The sequence below is a fragment of the Pseudidiomarina piscicola genome, assembly GCF_902806985.1.
Classification (GTDB): Bacteria; Pseudomonadota; Gammaproteobacteria; order Enterobacterales; family Alteromonadaceae; genus Pseudidiomarina; species Pseudidiomarina piscicola.
On sequence record NZ_CADCXY010000001.1, the window covers coordinates 829832 to 846060 of the forward strand.

A 16229-nucleotide genomic window follows, 5' to 3' on the forward strand; every position below is an offset into this window, starting at 1 on the left:
CTGGTGCTAGGCGTGCCAACCTAGTTCATGGGCACGCTGGGCTGCCAATACAGGTACGTCAGTTTTAACGAAGTGGTGATGCATAATTTGCACTCCTAGCATATGGTTAATCACCGCATCGAGCTGCACTTTTTCATCAATGCTCACCTCATCAGACTCATGCTTGGCAAAGGTCAGCTGCACTTCGTCAAAATCTAAAAGTCCCGCTTCTTCCACCGCATCTTTGGATAAATACTGATCGGCAAGCTTTTCGACCGCTTGCCACTTCTTCGGATCCGTATGCGCCGGCGGTGCCATAAAGGCGAACTTTTCACGCTTATAAAGCGTTTCAGGCAGCAAGCCCTTCATCGCTTCACGCAACACGTACTTTTCTTTGTTACCTTTAATTCTTAAATGCGGTGGCACCGTAAAGGCATATTCTGCCAAATGATGGTCGAGAAAAGCAGGTCGTGCCTCCATCGAGTTGGCCATATCAACCCGATCACCGCCCCAGGTTAATATTTGCCCTTCAAGCATCGTTTTAATCCATACATACTGCGCGCGGTCTAACGGGTGCCGCCCTTTTAGCATGGTTTCATCTAAGGTGTCAGCGATAGCCTTACCGGGGTCATAATTTTCAACCTCATGGCGACGGTGTGGGGCAATCAGCGGCAAAGCAACGCTTGAAACCGACAACCAAGGTTGCACACAACTCGGCGTAAAGCCCATTTTTGTATTAAATGCAGGGCTTACGTAGTCTTCGCGCGCCAGCATCGCTCCTTTAAAGAGTTTGTTGTTTTTTTCAAGCAGCTCTTGCCAGGCTTTGCGCTCACTATCAGGTAAATGATCAAGGCCGTGCAAGAACATGTCTTTACGGAAGGCTGGATAACCGGCAAATAGTTCGTCAGAGCCCTCACCCGTCAATACGACTTTGTAGCCTACTTGATTTACTTGCTGGCTCATCAAGTATTTAGCCACCCCAAGGGTGTTATAAATGGTGCGTTCGGTATGCCAAATGGTTTTCACAAAATGGTCATAAAGGTCATCCGCATTGAGCCTCATAATATGATGATCAGCGCCAGTTGCTTCGGCCATTTCTTGGGCTATCGGGGTTTCATCATACTCGTCTGAGTCAAAACCAATGGTAAATGCCTTCACTGAGGTTTGTGTCGAAGCCGCCGACAACCCCAAAATAGCACAGGAGTCGATACCTCCCGATAAATAGCATCCCACAGGCACATCTGCCGTTAAGCGGTGCTGAACCGCTTCCAGCAAATGTTTGCGAACACCGTCGATATAGGTTTGTTCATCAACGTCATCGCCGGGGTACTCGCTTTCTTGAGGAAAATCGACATCCCAATATTTATGATCGGTTAATTCGAGCTGCCCGTTTTTACGCTGAATTTTAATAACGTGACCAGGTGCCACTTGACGCACCCCTTCAAACGCAGTCGAGCCAGGCACCATCACCTGAATCAACTGATGATACAGCCCTTCGCTAGAAAACTTACGCTCTACCGACGGGTGCGCAAATAGCACTTTTAGTTCAGAGCCAAACACCACGCCGTCGTCGGTTTGGGTATAATACAAAGGTTTAATACCAAAGCGATCGCGCACCAGGTAAAGGCTATCTTCATTCTGATCGTATAACGAAAAAGCGAACTCACCGCGCAAATGTTTTAGAGTTTCCTCTAGCCCTTCTCGTTGATACAAATGCATCACGATTTCGGAGTCACTTTTAGTTCTAAAACGGGCGCCTTGGGCGGTTAAATCGGCGCGGATTCGTTTAAAGTCATAAAACTCACCGTTATGCGCAAGCAACAGGTTTCCATCAGCTGAAAGAAAGGGTTGCCGGGCGCGCTCTTCATTCAAGTCGATGATCGATAAGCGGGCATGGCTAAATCCGATACCGGTGTTATCTAAAGTTTCATAGCCAAAGCCATCCGGACCACGATGGTGCATGATGGCGGCCATATTAACGAGCGTTTGCGCGTCGGGCGTTTGCTCCGCACGCTGATTAAAAATTCCTGCAATACCACACATTTTGCTTAATCCTCGTAACTGTTAAACCACATCCATCACGCGTTCTGCGCGTTCGACCATACAAGTAAGTAGTGCCATGCGCAGGAACACTGCACCACGCGCTTGGCTGAAGTACCAATTGTGCGTTGTGTGATCGAGTTCTTGCGCTAATTCATCGCCGCGAGCTAACGGATGCAGAATAATCGCATCCTCTTTCAAGGGAGAATCGGCGGTTAAATGGAATGCACTCCCATAGGTATTAAAGGTATCGCCTTCCCAGGAAATAGCGTTGATATAAACCACATCAAGCTCGGGCAATACCTCGTTTAGTTCTGTCACTGTGCGAATACGAATACCGCGCGCTTCAAGCTCCTCGCGTTGCCCTTTGCCAAACAGTTCACTCGTGCTTTTTTCATCGTGAATAATAACTAACTCATCCACCGCTTCGGGAAATACCGACAAACACTTGAGAAAACTACGCACGGTGCGCATTTTATTTGGCACACCAATCACGCCAATTTTAATTTTGTCGTTACACTCATTTTCGAGCAGTGTCGGTCGCCATTTAAAAATCGCATACATGTCGGCAAGTGCTTGGGTTGGGTGTTCATCTACCCCGTTACCAGCGTTGATGATCGGAATTCTCAGTGCATCCATCATTTCAAACAACGAACTCTCATTGTTATCGCGCAGCACCACACAATCGCCATAGTTATTGAACATCTCAGCGACATCGGCAAGGCACTCACCTTTTGCAATTCCAGTCGTTGAGCGGTCGGTGATCGACATAATATCGCCACCTAACCGATGCCATGCACTCTCGAACGAGAGCCGAGTACGCGTGCTGGGCTCGTAGAAAGCACTAATTAAGATTTTATTCTGCAGCGGCGAGCTAAATCGCTTGGGATTACTTTCAATTTTGGCCGCTAGGCGAAAAAGTTGCTTCATCGTGTCTTGATCAAATTGATCCCCAGACACAATATGCTGATTCGCCAGCTTTACTAAGAAGTCGCCGTCTTCCTGAATGGTCCTAAGCAATGCTTTCGGATGCGCATCGCCATAGACATCAGGACGTTTACGCTCAAACGAAACGTCATTTACGTTCATAATGATTTACCATAATTGTTTTGAAAGGAAATCCTTTAGCCATAGTCCAATAAGGATCACTGGAGCGCAAGCAGTTAATAATAGACAGATAATGACCAATGCACTGAATGCCGTTAAACCCATCATCATAACGAGCTCTCCTCTTGTTCATCCAGTTGTTGCCAATCAAACTGCTGCTTGCTGAGCAATAAACCTAGACCACAAATAGCTGCGGACACACTGCAAGACACCAGCGCTGCAACATAAAAGCCAATGACAAAATAGCCAACCAGACCACAAAGGGTACCAAGCGTCATCGCTAGCGCGGCGTAACCACCGCTAAGGCGTCGTTGGTAGAGGCCAAGCACTACTGGGAAAATCGTACTTGCGACAAAGGCTCCGGCAAAATTAAGTAGGGCGCCAAGCGTGGCTATTTGTGGCAAACAAAATAACCAAGTAAGCACACCTAAACCAAGGATGCTATAGCGGTTAAAGCGCAACAAATGCTTATCCGTGGCTTGGGGTTTCAATTTTTTATGGTAAATATCTCGAGTGACTAAATCTGATGTGGCGGCAAGCAACGAGTCTAAGCTTGATGCCAGTGCGGAGAATACGACAATAAACACCACCACCGCGCCTACTTTGCCGAGTACCTCGGCCGCCACCATCGGACCCACCATATCCGCACTTGGTGGGAAAATACCGAGCTGAGGTGCGGCGAGTGCAATAAACCCGGTAACAATTGGGATGGGCAACCATAAAATGCCGCCGAGTAAATAGGCTTTGAAGGCAACATTGCCCTTGAATGCCAGCGCCCGCGACCACCAAACATTAGAGTGAAATATTTCGCCAAGACCGAAAAAGATATTGTTAAATAGGAACATAATTGCGGCTGGAAACAACAAATCAAGTAACTGTGGATGGTTAGTTTGCACTTCACTATGAATGCTCTCAAGGCTCACTGTATCGATCAAAAACCACGCAATTAGTACCACGCCAACAATAATAATTAATGCTTGGATGAAGTCGGTCGCAATCACCGCACGTAAACCGCCAAAGAGCGTATAGCCGACACAGATAATCAAAATTGCGGTCATGCCAATGTGATAATCAAGACCACTTAGCGCTTCTAGCAAAATTCCGCCCGCCATGCCCAAACTGACTAACCAGCCAAAGGCATAGACCACGGAAATAACGATAAATGCCCACCAAGCAGCTTGCCCATACCGCAATCGAATAAAATCACCTGAGGTATAGCCATTTGGCATCAGCCGTTTAATTCGCGCAGCTAGCGGCGCAAAAAGAATTAGCCCTAGGGCGGCAAAGGAATAGCCAACCATACCCCAAATACCGAATTGATAGGTAAGCTGTGGCGCCACCAGCGTCGTATTACTGGTTACCCAAGTCGCCATGGCAGTGGCAGAGGCCAGCGCAAAGCCAACATTACGCCCGGCGAGCGCAAAATCTTCATGGGTTTTATTGGCTCGCCCGAGATACCAGCCGAACAAAATCCATGCCAGACCGAAAATCACAACTAAGGTAAGGCCTAAGCTACTTGAAAGAGCAAAGCCACTCGCTTCAGTCATCAGGCCCCCTATTTGATTCTCTACTGCGCGTTCGGTGCAGCACAATAATCGTCACCACCAGCAGACTAAACAGCGCTAAGCCGATGAAGAACAATGTGTAGGCTTGCCAAGCTGGATAATGGCGAACCTTTACTGCAACGCTATTGCTAGCCACTTCTGCACTCGGCGCGATTCGAAAATAGTAATCTCCGTTACTGAAGCCAGTCAGAGTCATTTTTTCAAAGTCACCGAACCAAACGAACTCAGCGGTAATCACCGAAAAATTTGGATTCGAGCTTTGCTGTAGCACCATCCCAGGCTGTGGAGCTTGGTCGAGTGAGACCACGAAGTAGCCTTCACGGGATGATTCAGGGGCGGTAAGAGTAAAATGGGTGGTTGTGTCTTGCGCACTAACAGGTCGCGCCAACAGCGTGATGAGGAACAACAGAGCAATGTGAGTAATAAAGCCGTAACGGTTCGGCACGATTCCTTCCTGTAGCTCTTTGTTGCTAGGCTAGCAAGCGATTAAAATCATTGCAACTTAAGGGATCTGTCTTTCGAGTTCCGTCGTATCAGGGTATGCTTATATCAGTCAACGAAAGGTCGTCCGTCATGGTTTATGTCTATCTATGCAGTATGGGTGCAAACATTGCACCTGAAAAAAATTTCGCACGGGCCAAACTCCTGCTCTCTGATCTTGGTCAGGTGAACTACTCTCCTGCAGAGTACACCCGCCCCGTTGCCATCAACACTGAGCATGACTTTCTCAATGCCCTATTCCTAATACAAACAGAGCTTAGCCAGCAACAGCTTAAACAACACTTTAATGCCATTGAAGAGACTTTAGGGCGCGATCGCTCCGACCCTCTATGTAGTGAAAAAGACCGCCCGATGGACATCGATATTCTTGGCACCTTAAGCAATGACGAAGCGCAAGCAGTATGGCTTGAGGTTCCCGACTACCTACAAAAAATGAGCACAAGCCTGAAGCCAATCGCTAATCAACTGGAGCTCACCCCATGACTGATTCTGTAAAGCCTGTTGCTCTTATAACCGGGGCCGGCCGACGCTTTGGCTTTGAGTTAGCGAAAGCGTTACTGGAAGAAGGCTATCGCATTTTTGCCCATTACAATACCTCGCGTGATGGTATCGATGAATTAGAGTCGCGAGGTGCCATTGGGGTACAAGCCGACCTTACAAATCATCAAGCCGTTTTAGCACTGATTGCGACCGTTAAAGAGCAAACAAATCGCTTAGACCTGATGGTCAACAATGCTTCGGTTTTCGTTCAAAACCCCGCTGTTGACGACGACCCAAAATTATTAGCAGCGATGTTCGAAGTTCACGTGCAGGCGCCCTACTTGCTTATCACACAGCTGCGTGAGCAACTGGAAACTAGCGATAATGCCTTAGTCGTCAATATTACCGACATTTATACTGACAGCCCCTCCACGGATTACATTGCTTATTGCGCTGCCAAAGCTGGCTTAGCTAACCTGACGTTGAGCTTTGCTAAACAACTGGCGCCAAAAGTTCGCGTTAACGGAATTCAACCGGGACCTATTTTATTTCTTCCTGAGCATGATAATGAGCACAAAAACAGCGTGCTTGCACAAACGCCTCTTAAGGTCGAAGGCGGCTTACAGCCGATGATTCAAACCGTACGGTTTTTACGTGATAACCCGTTTATTACCGGCGAATTCATCAAGGTTGATGGCGGTCGAGCATTAAACCTATAAAAAAAAGCCAGGCTCTGAAGCCTGGCTTTTAGCGTCGAGTGGAACGCTCGTTTAGTCCAACATCTGGCGCAGTACATAGTGGAGGATGCCACCATTTTTGTAGTACTGCAGCTCGTTATTGGTATCGATACGACATTTCACTTCAAAGGTAACCTCTGAACCATCATCTTTCTTCGCTGTAACTTTCAGCATCTGACCTGGTTTAAGGCTTTCATTAATACCCTCGATAGAAATTTGCTCATTACCGTTGAGACCATGAGCTTGCACGCCTTTGTCATCTTCAAACTGCAGCGGCAATACGCCCATTCCAACTAGGTTAGAACGGTGAATACGCTCAAAACTTTCCGCAATAACAGCTTTCACACCTAGCAAAGTCGTACCTTTTGCTGCCCAGTCACGGCTAGAGCCAGTACCGTATTCTTTACCGGCGAGTACCACTAAAGGCGTGTTGTCTTTTTGATACTTCATTGCTGCATCATAAATCGACATCTGTTCGCCTGACGGAACATGAACTGTGTAGCCACCTTCCACATTATCTAGCATTTGGTTCTTGATACGGATATTTGCGAAGGTACCGCGCATCATTACTTCATGGTTACCACGGCGCGAACCATAGGAGTTAAAGTCCTTGATTGCGACACCATTTTCTTGCAAGTATTCACCAGCCGGCGCATCAGGTTTAATCGAGCCTGCGGGTGAGATGTGGTCGGTTGTGATGGAGTCGGCAAATACCGCTAATACCCGCGCATCTTCGATATCACTCATGACGGTTAACGGTTGATCGATTTCCGTGAAGTACGGCGGATTTTTAACATAGGTTGAGTCATCACTCCAACTGTAGGTTTTACCCTCACCTACCGGAATGTCTCGCCACTCGTCATCACCTTTGAATACTTCACCATATTCACGACGGAACATTTCACCATCGACAAAACTGACCGCATCCGCGATCTCTTTGCTGCTTGGCCAAATATCCTTCAAGTAAACAGGGTTGCCGTCTTGATCGTTTCCTAGCGGCTCTTTGCTTAAGTCAGTCCGTGTCGTACCGGCAAGAGCGTAGGCAACCACTAAGGGTGGCGACGCCAGCCAGTTGGCTTGTACTTCAGAGTGCACGCGGCCTTCAAAGTTGCGGTTACCAGAGAGCACCGACGATACCGTCAAATCACCCTCTTTAATTGCCGCGCTAATTTCCTCGGGCAGCGGGCCCGAGTTACCGATACAGGTGGTACAGCCATAACCAACAAGGTTAAAACCTAATTTATCGAGGTAAGGCGTGAACCCAGCTTTGGCTAAGTAATCGGTCACAACTTTTGAACCTGGCGCCAGTGATGACTTCACCCAAGGTTTACGCATTAGGCCTTTTTCTACGGCCTTCTTCGCCACTAAACCTGCTGCCATCAGTACACTCGGGTTCGAGGTGTTGGTACACGACGTAATCGCCGCAATCACCACATCGCCATGCGATAAATTGTAATCGGTGCCAGGTACCGGAACTTTTTTGTCTTTTTCACTCGCTTGCCCTGACTGCTCAAGAATCAAGTCAAAGTTCGCACCTAACTGTGGCATTGCAACACGGTCTTGAGGACGCTTAGGTCCCGCAAGAGAAGCCTCAACCGAGCCCAAGTCAAGCTCCATAGAGTCGGTAAACTCTGGTTCTTTACCAGTTTCTCGCCACATGCCTTGTGCTTTGCTGTAGGCCTCGACTAAATCAATGGTTTCTTGTTCACGTCCTGACAGCTCAAGATAACGCAAGGTTTCTTGGTCAACTGGGAAGAAACCACAGGTTGCACCATACTCTGGCGCCATATTAGCAATGGTCGCACGGTCGGCCAATGGCAGATTATCAAGGCCAGGACCATAAAATTCGACAAATTTTCCGACCACGCCATGTTTACGCAGCATTTGGGTTACGGTTAACACCAAGTCTGTCGCTGTCACGCCCTCAGGCAGCTTCCCGGTAAGGCGGAAACCGACAACTTCAGGAATGAGCATCGAAATCGGCTGACCAAGCATAGCCGCTTCGGCTTCAATGCCACCCACACCCCAGCCCAAAACACCAAGGCCATTGATCATTGTGGTGTGCGAATCGGTGCCGACGAGCGTGTCTGGCATCACATAGGTTTTACCGTCTTGTTCTTTGGTCCAAGCGACTTTGGCTAAATATTCCAAATTAACCTGGTGGCAGATACCTGTGCCTGGCGGTACTACGCGGAAGTTTTCAAAGGCACTTTGGCCCCAGCGCAGAAACTGGTAGCGCTCGAAGTTACGCTCCATTTCAATTCTAACGTTTTCTTTAAACGCTTCTGGAGAGGCAAACTTGTCGACCATTACCGAGTGGTCGATGACCAAATCGACGGCCGATAGTGGATTAATTTGTTCAGGATCTTGCCCTGCTTTGGCCACCGCATCGCGCATTGCCGCTAAGTCGACAATTGCCGGTACGCCAGTAAAGTCTTGCATTAAGACGCGCGCTGGACGGTATTGTATCTCTCGATCTGACTTTCGTTCAGCTAACCAGTGTGCAATCGCCTCGATATCGTCGGGCACCACGGTGTCGCCATCTTCGTTGCGCAGTAAATTTTCTAGCAACACTTTCATCGACGTCGGTAATTTATCGACATCGCCAATATCTTTAAGCTGTTCAGCAGCTTTCGGTAAGCTGTGATAATGATAGGTTTTACCGTTTACTTCTAACGTACTTAACGTTTTCAAGCTGTCGTTACTCGACATGGCTTACTCCTTTATCCAACGATACATCCCCTAAGCTTAGCCGCAAAAGTGCGGTTCAGCCATAGCGCGTAGTTATATTCACTATGGGATCTTAGACCACAAAGATCAACTGATAACGCCCTGTTACAGCACTCAATTGCCATGCTTTCGCTTTTGGTCAAGATGATGTTATAAAGTGACTTAACAATTTAGCCAACATTAAGCTAACTATGCCGCATATAAACCTGCAGAAAATAGCCGCATTGGGCCAATATATGGATCTTCTCTTGGACGCAATATGTGTGGTCGATGAGCAAGGTCGCTTTGTCTATATCAGTGCTGGCGGTGAGCGTGTGTTTGGCTATCCGCCGGAAGAAATGATTGGTAAGTCAATGTTTGAGTTTATTCACCCAGAAGACCATGAAGCCACGCGGGCTGTTGCTGCAGAAATCATGGCTGGAGAGCACAAAGTTGACTTTAAAAACCGCTATATTCGTAAAAACGGTGAGGTTGCCTATCTCTTGTGGTCGGCACGTTATTCTGCGGCCGATCAAAGTCGTATAGCGGTTGCGCGGGATATCACGCAACAGCATCATGCTGCCCAAGAACGGGAACAACTGCTGCTGCGTCTTGAGCAGCTTGCCCACTTTGATCCGCTTACTGGCTTACCGAATCGCAGTTTTTTTTATTCTCGCGCCGAACAAGCACTTGCGCATTCCGAGAACATCGCTGTCGCATACATTGACTTAGATCGCTTCAAAGAAATTAATGACCAGCACGGTCACGCCGTTGGTGATCAGGTATTAAGCGCTGCCGCCCAGCGCCTGCGCGACAATATACGTAGCCACGACACTCTGGCACGCCTTGGCGGTGATGAGTTTGTGGTTCTTTTCGAACGCATACAAAACCCAGAGGATGCTGTGCTTATCGCCAATAAACTCAATGAGTCGCTGGCTGAAACGATCCACGTCGCTGACGGCGAGTTTCAAATCGATGCCAGCGTTGGTATCGCTTTCGCCGGCCTCCACGGTAAAGATTTAGAGGTGCTGTTGCAGTTGGCTGACCAAGCAATGTACCAAGCCAAACGGCTCGGTAGTCATTGCGCGATGCTCGCAGCGTGTTAACTCTCATCTCTGAAACTTGGTAATTTCTCTTAATCGTCTATTGTCGAGTGGGTCTAGCACCTTATAATAGCCCAATAGATCCCGAGCTAAGGAACACTCATGAGCCAAGTTTTAGACGATTTGCTAGATTTACTGCGCTTAGAAACAATTGAAAACGGAATTTACCGTGGCCAAAGTCAAGATTTAGGATTTGGAGCGGTGTTCGGCGGACAAGTGATCGGTCAAGCTCTATCGGCAGCAAAAGAAAGCTTACCTGAAGATCGAAAGGTTCACTCTCTTCATTCGTATTTTTTACGCCCTGGTGATGCGCAAAAGCCGATCATTTATGATGTTGAGAATGTCCGTGATGGTAAGAGTTTTTCGACCCGTCGAGTGAAAGCCGTGCAATACGGCAAGCCGATTTTTTACATGACCGCATCGTTTCAAATCGATGAACCTGGATTCGAACATCAAGATACCATGCCGAGTGTTCCAGGCCCTGAAGGACTAGTGTCCGACATCGATATTTATCGTGAACATGCCGACTTAATTCCGGCAAAGATTCGTAATAAATTCATTTCTGAAAAACCGATAGAAATGCGCTTTGTTACCGCTAACAATCCGTTTAAACCTAAAGTAGATGAGCCGAAACGCTATGTTTGGATCAAAGCCAATGGCGAAATGCCAAACGACCCACGCATTCATAAATACTTATTAGCTTACGCCTCTGACTTTAACTTCTTACCGACCGCACTGCAGCCTCACGGCGCAAGTTTCGCCCAACCCGACATGCAAATGGCGACCATCGATCATTCCATGTGGTTCCACAAAGACTTTCGCCTAGATGATTGGATTTTATACGCCATTGATAGTCCGGTTGCCTGTGGTGCCCGCGGCTTGGTACGCGGTCAGTTCTTCACGCGCGACGGCGTACTGGTGGCCTCCACCGCCCAAGAGGGCGTTATGCGCAAACATGTCAAGAAGTAAGCGTTCATACAAAAAAGCCCGCAATCGCGGGCTTCGTGGACTTATTGTAATACCTAGGAAATACTGAAGAAGAAGCCTGCGATAGCAGCGCTCATCATATTGGCGAGCGTTGCTGCGAGCAGAGCGCGCAAGCCAAGACGGGCGATGTCGTGGCGGCGACTTGGGGCCATGCCGCCTAGTCCGCCGAGTAAAATGGCAATGGACGAGAAGTTAGCAAAACCACAAAGCACGAAGGTAATAATAACCTGGCTATGGGCACTGAGCTGATCTCGATAATTGACAAAATCGAGGTAGGCAACGAATTCATTAATGACCAATTTCTGCCCGATAAAGCTTCCTGCTAGTTGCGCTTCGTCCCAACTTACGCCTAGCACATAAGCAATCGGCTGAAACACATAACCGAACACTTCCTGCAGCGATAAACTTGGATAACCGAACCAGCCGCCAACCCAGCCAAACAAGCCGTTAATCAAGGCTATCAATGCCACGAATGCAATCAACATTGCACCTACATTAATGGCCAGTTGAACACCACTCGAAGCACCAGCGGCTGCCGCATCAATAACGTTAACAGAGCGATCTTCAACCTCGATATCGCCGGCCTTTTGCGCATCGCTACCTTCGATAATACTTTCGATATCTTCGCGCGGTTTATCCAGCTCAGGAATGATGATCTTCGCCATCATTAAGCCTGCCGGAGCCGCCATGAAACTAGCAGCAATTAAATATTTAAGTTCAACGCCAACACCAGCATAGCCAGCTAACACTGAGCCTGAAACCGAACACATGCCACCAACCATTACCGCGAATAGCTCTGAACGGGTCATGCTACGTATAAAAGGCCGCACCATCATTGGTGCTTCGGTTTGACCGACAAATATGTTGGCTGCCGCCGACATCGACTCAGGGCGGCTACTACCAATTACTTTTTGCAGAGAACCACCGAGAATTTTGATGATCCACTTCATAATGCCTAAGTAATATAAGACAGAGATTAACGACGAGAAGAAAACAATGACACTTAACACACGGATCGCAAAAACAAAGCCAAAGTCATCGGATGCGAGCCCACCAAACATAAAGTCGATACCGGCATCGGTAAAGGAGATGATATTTGCTACCCCTGACGCCACTGCGTAAAGCACTTCTTGACCAAAAGGAACATATAAAACAAAGGCACCCAGCGCCAGTTGAATGGCGAAAGCTCCACCGACGGTGCGCCAGCGGATGCTTTTACGACTCGTTGAGAAAGCAATGGCGATAAGAAACAGAATGGCGATGCCAAAAAAACTATTCATAAGTTTGACCGTGTTTGTTGTTAGCTCTTACTCCGCCAGTAACTGACGGATTTTCGATTTTATTAGGTCGATAGCGATCTCATTTTGACCGCCGCGAGTGACTACCAAGTCGGCAAACTGCTTCGACGGTAGAATAAACTCAAAGAATGCTGGACGCACCGTTTCTTCATACTGCTCGGCAACGGACTGAATGGTTCTGCCCCGCTCTTCTACATCTCGAGTCACTCGGCGTAATAGGCATACATCAAGTGGTGTATCCATAAACACCGAGATATCAAATAACTTACGCAAATGTGGATCGTGGAGCAACAATATCCCTTCCACCATGATGACCCGACCGGTTTGAACTTTTATTGTTTCATCTGTGCGCGTATGCGTTTTATAGCTGTATTGCGGCATCTCCACCGCCTGTCCAGCACGCAACTGCTCTAGATGCTTGACTAACAGTTCGTGTTCAAAGGCTGACGGATGGTCGTAGTTGGTAAGCTGTCGTTGTTCAAAGGTTAAGTGGCTTTGATCTCGATAGTAAGCATCCTCTGCCAAGATGGCGATGCCGTTACCGCCAACCTCCGCGACCAGCTCTTGGTAAACTGTTGACGCAAATAAGCTTTTACCCGACGCTGAGGCACCAGCGATGGCTATAATGGTCGTTTTTCCCACACTCAAATTCTTCATTTGCCTAATAACAGCGTGCAATTATCCTTGATTCGTCCACTAATTGGAAGCGTTGTAACAGATTGACCACGCTTGTTACATTTTCTTACCTTACACAAGATTACAACACTAACGCACTGCTCTATCATCATTGGGTTAAAACACTAAATGGAAGAGAGCTATGCGATTATCCAAAACTTTAACGGCAATGGCCGTTGCTACAGTATTACTTGGCGGCTGCCAAGCAACAGCACAACAATCACAAGCAAACAATGCTGCTGTGGTGCAACAACAAAATCTACCTGACGTCGACATTAGCTATGAAAGCTTCACCCTCGATAACGGTTTACGGGTTGTGGTCCATGAAGACCGCAAAGCCCCCATCGTCGCCGTTAACGTTTGGTATGGCGTGGGTTCAAAAGATGAAAGCCAAGGCCAGACAGGCTTTGCGCACTTGTTTGAACACTTAATGTTTAACGGTACTGAAAACTACGATGATGAATATTTCGGCCCGTTTGAACGTGCCGGTGCTACCGACATGAACGGCACCACCAATAACGACCGCACCAACTATTTCCAAAACGTGCCAACCCCAGCATTAGATATGGCCTTGTGGATGGAATCAGACCGTATGGGTCACCTACTTGGCGCCGTCACACAAGCGAAGCTCGATGAGCAACGCGGGGTAGTACAAAACGAAAAACGCCAAGGTGAAGCACAGCCTTACGGCCGCGTATTTGGTTTCTTGGCTGAGCAAACCTTCCCTGAAGGTCACCCATACTCGTGGTCGGTGATTGGTTCAATGGAAGACTTGAACGCAGCTTCACTTGATGACGTGCATCAATGGTTTAACGATTATTACGGCGCTGCCAATGCGGTCGTCGTGTTAGCTGGTGACATTGATGTTGAAACAGCTAAAGCCAAAATGAACAAATACTTTGGCGACATCGATGCCGGTAAACCACTGAAAAAAATTGAAAGTTGGGTTGCTAAGCGCGAAGGCACGAAGCGCGCAACGATGGAAGACAATGTTCCTGCACCGCGTCTTTATAAGTTGTGGAACACAGCAGAAATGGGCACAGCTGATTCTGACTACTTAGGTCTGTTGGTTGATATTCTTGCCAGTGGCAAAAACTCTCGTCTTTACCAACGCTTGGTTTACGATGAGCAAATTGCCAGCATGGTTTCAGGCTTCAATTATGAGCGCGTTTTAGCCGGTCAATTTTTTATCATTGCCGATGCCAAACCAGGCGTTGATATGGACCGCATCGAAGCAATCATTGATGAAGAAGTTGCTAAGATAATTGCTGAAGGCCCAACCGCTGAAGAACTAGCTCGTACCAAATTCAGTACGGTTGCCGGCTTTGTTCGCGGCGCTGAACGTATCGGTGGCTTCGGTGGTAAGTCAGATATCTTGGCTGCGGGCGAAGTCTATCACGGTGACCCAGGTTTCTATGAGCAATCAATGGAGCACCTTAAAACAGCAACTCCTGCGAAAGTTCAAGCAGCAGCTGAACGTTGGTTAAGCGATGGCGCATTCGTGTTGAACGTAGTTCCACAACCGAACTACACCACTATTGAAGGCCAAGCAGATCGCTCTGAGCTACCAGAAGTTGGCGAACTGCCACAACTTGACTTGCCTGAACTGACTACCTTTACCCTATCGAATGGTTTAGAAGTCGCTTTAGCTGAACGCCACGATGTGCCAACGGTTCAAATGCGCTTAGTTATCGACAGCGGTTATGCATCTGACTTCGGTGGTAAAGTAGGAACGGCAAGCTACACCATGAGTATGCTGCGCGAAGGTACAGCCACACGCGATAGTTTAGAATTAAGCAAAGAACTAGAGTCGCTGGGCACCAACTTGTACGCAAGTGCGAGCCTTGATAATTCAACGGTCAGCATGGATGCATTAGTTACCAACCTCGAACCAAGCCTTGACATTATGGCTGATATTTTGATGAACCCGGCGTTCTCAGAGGAAGAAATCGAGCGTAAGCGCGGGCTCTGGATTGAAAACATCAAGAAAGAGAAAGCCCAACCAACAGCACAAGCATTCCGCGTGCTGCCACAGCTAATCTTCGGCGATAACCATGCCTACAGTGTTCCGTTCACTGGTTCAGGTACTGAAGCCTCGATTAACTCGCTAACCCGTGAAGATCTCGTTGATCATGCCAACACTTGGTTACGTCCTGACATGTCTCGTTTAGTCATTGTCGGTGCTACTACTGAAGCGGAAATCAAACCGCTGCTTGAAGCGTACCTCGGCGACTGGGAAAACCCTGCCGCAGCGGCGCCCGAAAAGCAGTTCACTGCAGTAGCACCTCAACAGGAAGCACGAGTGTACTTGATCGATCAGCCAGGCACTCCGCAGTCAACCATTATTGCTGGCCATTTAGCGCCATCAAGCAACGTTGATAATGCTGAAGCCATTGACGTGATGAACACCATTTTAGGCGGTAGTTTCACCAGCCGCTTGAACATGAACTTACGTGAAGACAAAGGCTGGTCATACGGTGCTCGCTCGAGCTGGTATTCGGCAGAAGAAGCCGGCATGATGCTAGCTACAGCGCCGGTACAAACCGACAAAACCAAAGAGTCAATTCAGGAAATTCTGAAAGAGTTAAACGGCTACTTAGGTGATAACCCAGCTTCTGATGACGAACTTGCTAAAGTTGTTGCGAATAAAACCGCCAAGCTACCTGGTGCCTATGAAACCAAGTCAGCTTTACTTGGCTCGATTGTCAGCACGTTAGAAAAAGGCAAAGACATGACTTGGTTAGAGTCTTATGGCCAGCGTGTTCGTGCGCTTGAAGTAGACACTATCCGCGATACCGCTGATGATGTACTTCGCCCTAACGCCTTAACTTGGGTGATTATCGGTGACTTAAGCCTTATCGAAGATGATGTTCGTTCATTAAACCTTGGTACAGTTACCAAGTTGGACAGCAACGGTAACCCGCTTTAAATAAAGCCTGATTACCTGCACCAAAAGCCGCTCATCGAGCGGCTTTTTTTTTGCCTTTTGGCCTATTGCAAAACAAAGGTGTACTATGGCGCTTTTACCGGTTGGCCGGCCCAACTTAG

At 47.9% G+C, this 16229-nt stretch carries 12 protein-coding genes; 5 read left to right on the forward strand and 7 right to left on the reverse strand.

What is annotated here, in order from left to right; genetic code table 11:
- Positions 1 to 6 precede the first annotated feature (6 nt).
- The 4 genes from asnB to PSI9734_RS04125 form a co-directional block, all read right to left on the reverse strand.
- Positions 7 to 2022 (reverse strand): asparagine synthase (glutamine-hydrolyzing), encoded by a 2016-nt coding sequence (gene asnB, locus PSI9734_RS04110; protein WP_173919820.1) that lies wholly within the window; start codon positions 2020 to 2022, stop codon positions 7 to 9.
- 21 nt (positions 2023 to 2043) lie between these two features.
- On the reverse strand, positions 2044 to 3108 hold the full coding sequence (locus PSI9734_RS04115) for an aspartate/ornithine carbamoyltransferase family protein (protein WP_173919821.1): 1065 nt from the start codon (positions 3106 to 3108) through the stop codon (positions 2044 to 2046).
- A gap of 125 nt (positions 3109 to 3233) precedes the next feature.
- Positions 3234 to 4673: a sodium:solute symporter family protein gene (locus tag PSI9734_RS04120; RefSeq protein ID WP_173919822.1), complete on the reverse strand. Its 1440-nt coding sequence runs from the start codon at positions 4671 to 4673 to the stop codon at positions 3234 to 3236.
- A complete protein-coding gene (locus tag PSI9734_RS04125; RefSeq protein ID WP_173919823.1) occupies positions 4666 to 5136 on the reverse strand; it encodes a hypothetical protein in 471 nt (156 codons plus the stop codon). Before PSI9734_RS04125 ends, PSI9734_RS04120 begins: the two co-directional genes overlap by 8 nt.
- Positions 5137 to 5264: 128 nt before the next feature.
- On the opposite strand from PSI9734_RS04125, the gene PSI9734_RS04130 reads away from it, so the two are divergent.
- Both PSI9734_RS04130 and PSI9734_RS04135 read left to right on the forward strand, forming a co-directional pair.
- On the forward strand, positions 5265 to 5675 hold the full coding sequence (locus PSI9734_RS04130; protein WP_173919824.1) for a 2-amino-4-hydroxy-6-hydroxymethyldihydropteridine diphosphokinase: 411 nt from the start codon (positions 5265 to 5267) through the stop codon (positions 5673 to 5675).
- Positions 5672 to 6391: an SDR family NAD(P)-dependent oxidoreductase gene (locus PSI9734_RS04135; RefSeq protein WP_173919825.1), complete on the forward strand. Its 720-nt coding sequence runs from the start codon at positions 5672 to 5674 to the stop codon at positions 6389 to 6391. The genes PSI9734_RS04130 and PSI9734_RS04135 overlap by 4 nt, the downstream gene beginning before the upstream one ends.
- 51 nt (positions 6392 to 6442) lie before the next feature.
- Here the strand turns inward: PSI9734_RS04135 and acnA are convergent, their stop codons facing one another.
- On the reverse strand, positions 6443 to 9121 hold the full coding sequence (gene acnA / locus PSI9734_RS04140) for an aconitate hydratase AcnA (protein WP_173919826.1): 2679 nt from the start codon (positions 9119 to 9121) through the stop codon (positions 6443 to 6445).
- A 266-nt stretch (positions 9122 to 9387) separates the two neighbouring features.
- Here acnA and PSI9734_RS04145 point away from each other — a divergent pair, with 266 nt between their 5' ends.
- Together PSI9734_RS04145 and tesB are read left to right on the forward strand one after the other, a co-directional pair.
- Positions 9388 to 10224: a sensor domain-containing protein gene (locus PSI9734_RS04145; protein ID WP_246194715.1), complete on the forward strand. Its 837-nt coding sequence runs from the start codon at positions 9388 to 9390 to the stop codon at positions 10222 to 10224.
- 99 nt (positions 10225 to 10323) lie between these two features.
- Complete coding sequence (tesB, locus tag PSI9734_RS04150; RefSeq protein ID WP_173919828.1) at positions 10324 to 11190, forward strand: acyl-CoA thioesterase II; 867 nt, start codon at positions 10324 to 10326, stop codon at positions 11188 to 11190.
- 53 nt (positions 11191 to 11243) lie between these two features.
- Here the strand turns inward: tesB and PSI9734_RS04155 are convergent, their stop codons facing one another.
- On the reverse strand, positions 11244 to 12488 hold the full coding sequence (locus PSI9734_RS04155; protein WP_173919829.1) for a NupC/NupG family nucleoside CNT transporter: 1245 nt from the start codon (positions 12486 to 12488) through the stop codon (positions 11244 to 11246).
- A gap of 27 nt (positions 12489 to 12515) precedes the next feature.
- Positions 12516 to 13148: a uridine kinase gene (gene udk, locus PSI9734_RS04160; RefSeq protein ID WP_173919830.1), complete on the reverse strand. Its 633-nt coding sequence runs from the start codon at positions 13146 to 13148 to the stop codon at positions 12516 to 12518.
- Between the two features lie 175 nt (positions 13149 to 13323).
- Here udk and PSI9734_RS04165 point away from each other — a divergent pair, with 175 nt between their 5' ends.
- Positions 13324 to 16110 (forward strand): M16 family metallopeptidase, encoded by a 2787-nt coding sequence (locus PSI9734_RS04165; RefSeq protein WP_173919831.1) that lies wholly within the window; start codon positions 13324 to 13326, stop codon positions 16108 to 16110.
- Positions 16111 to 16229 lie beyond the last annotated feature (119 nt).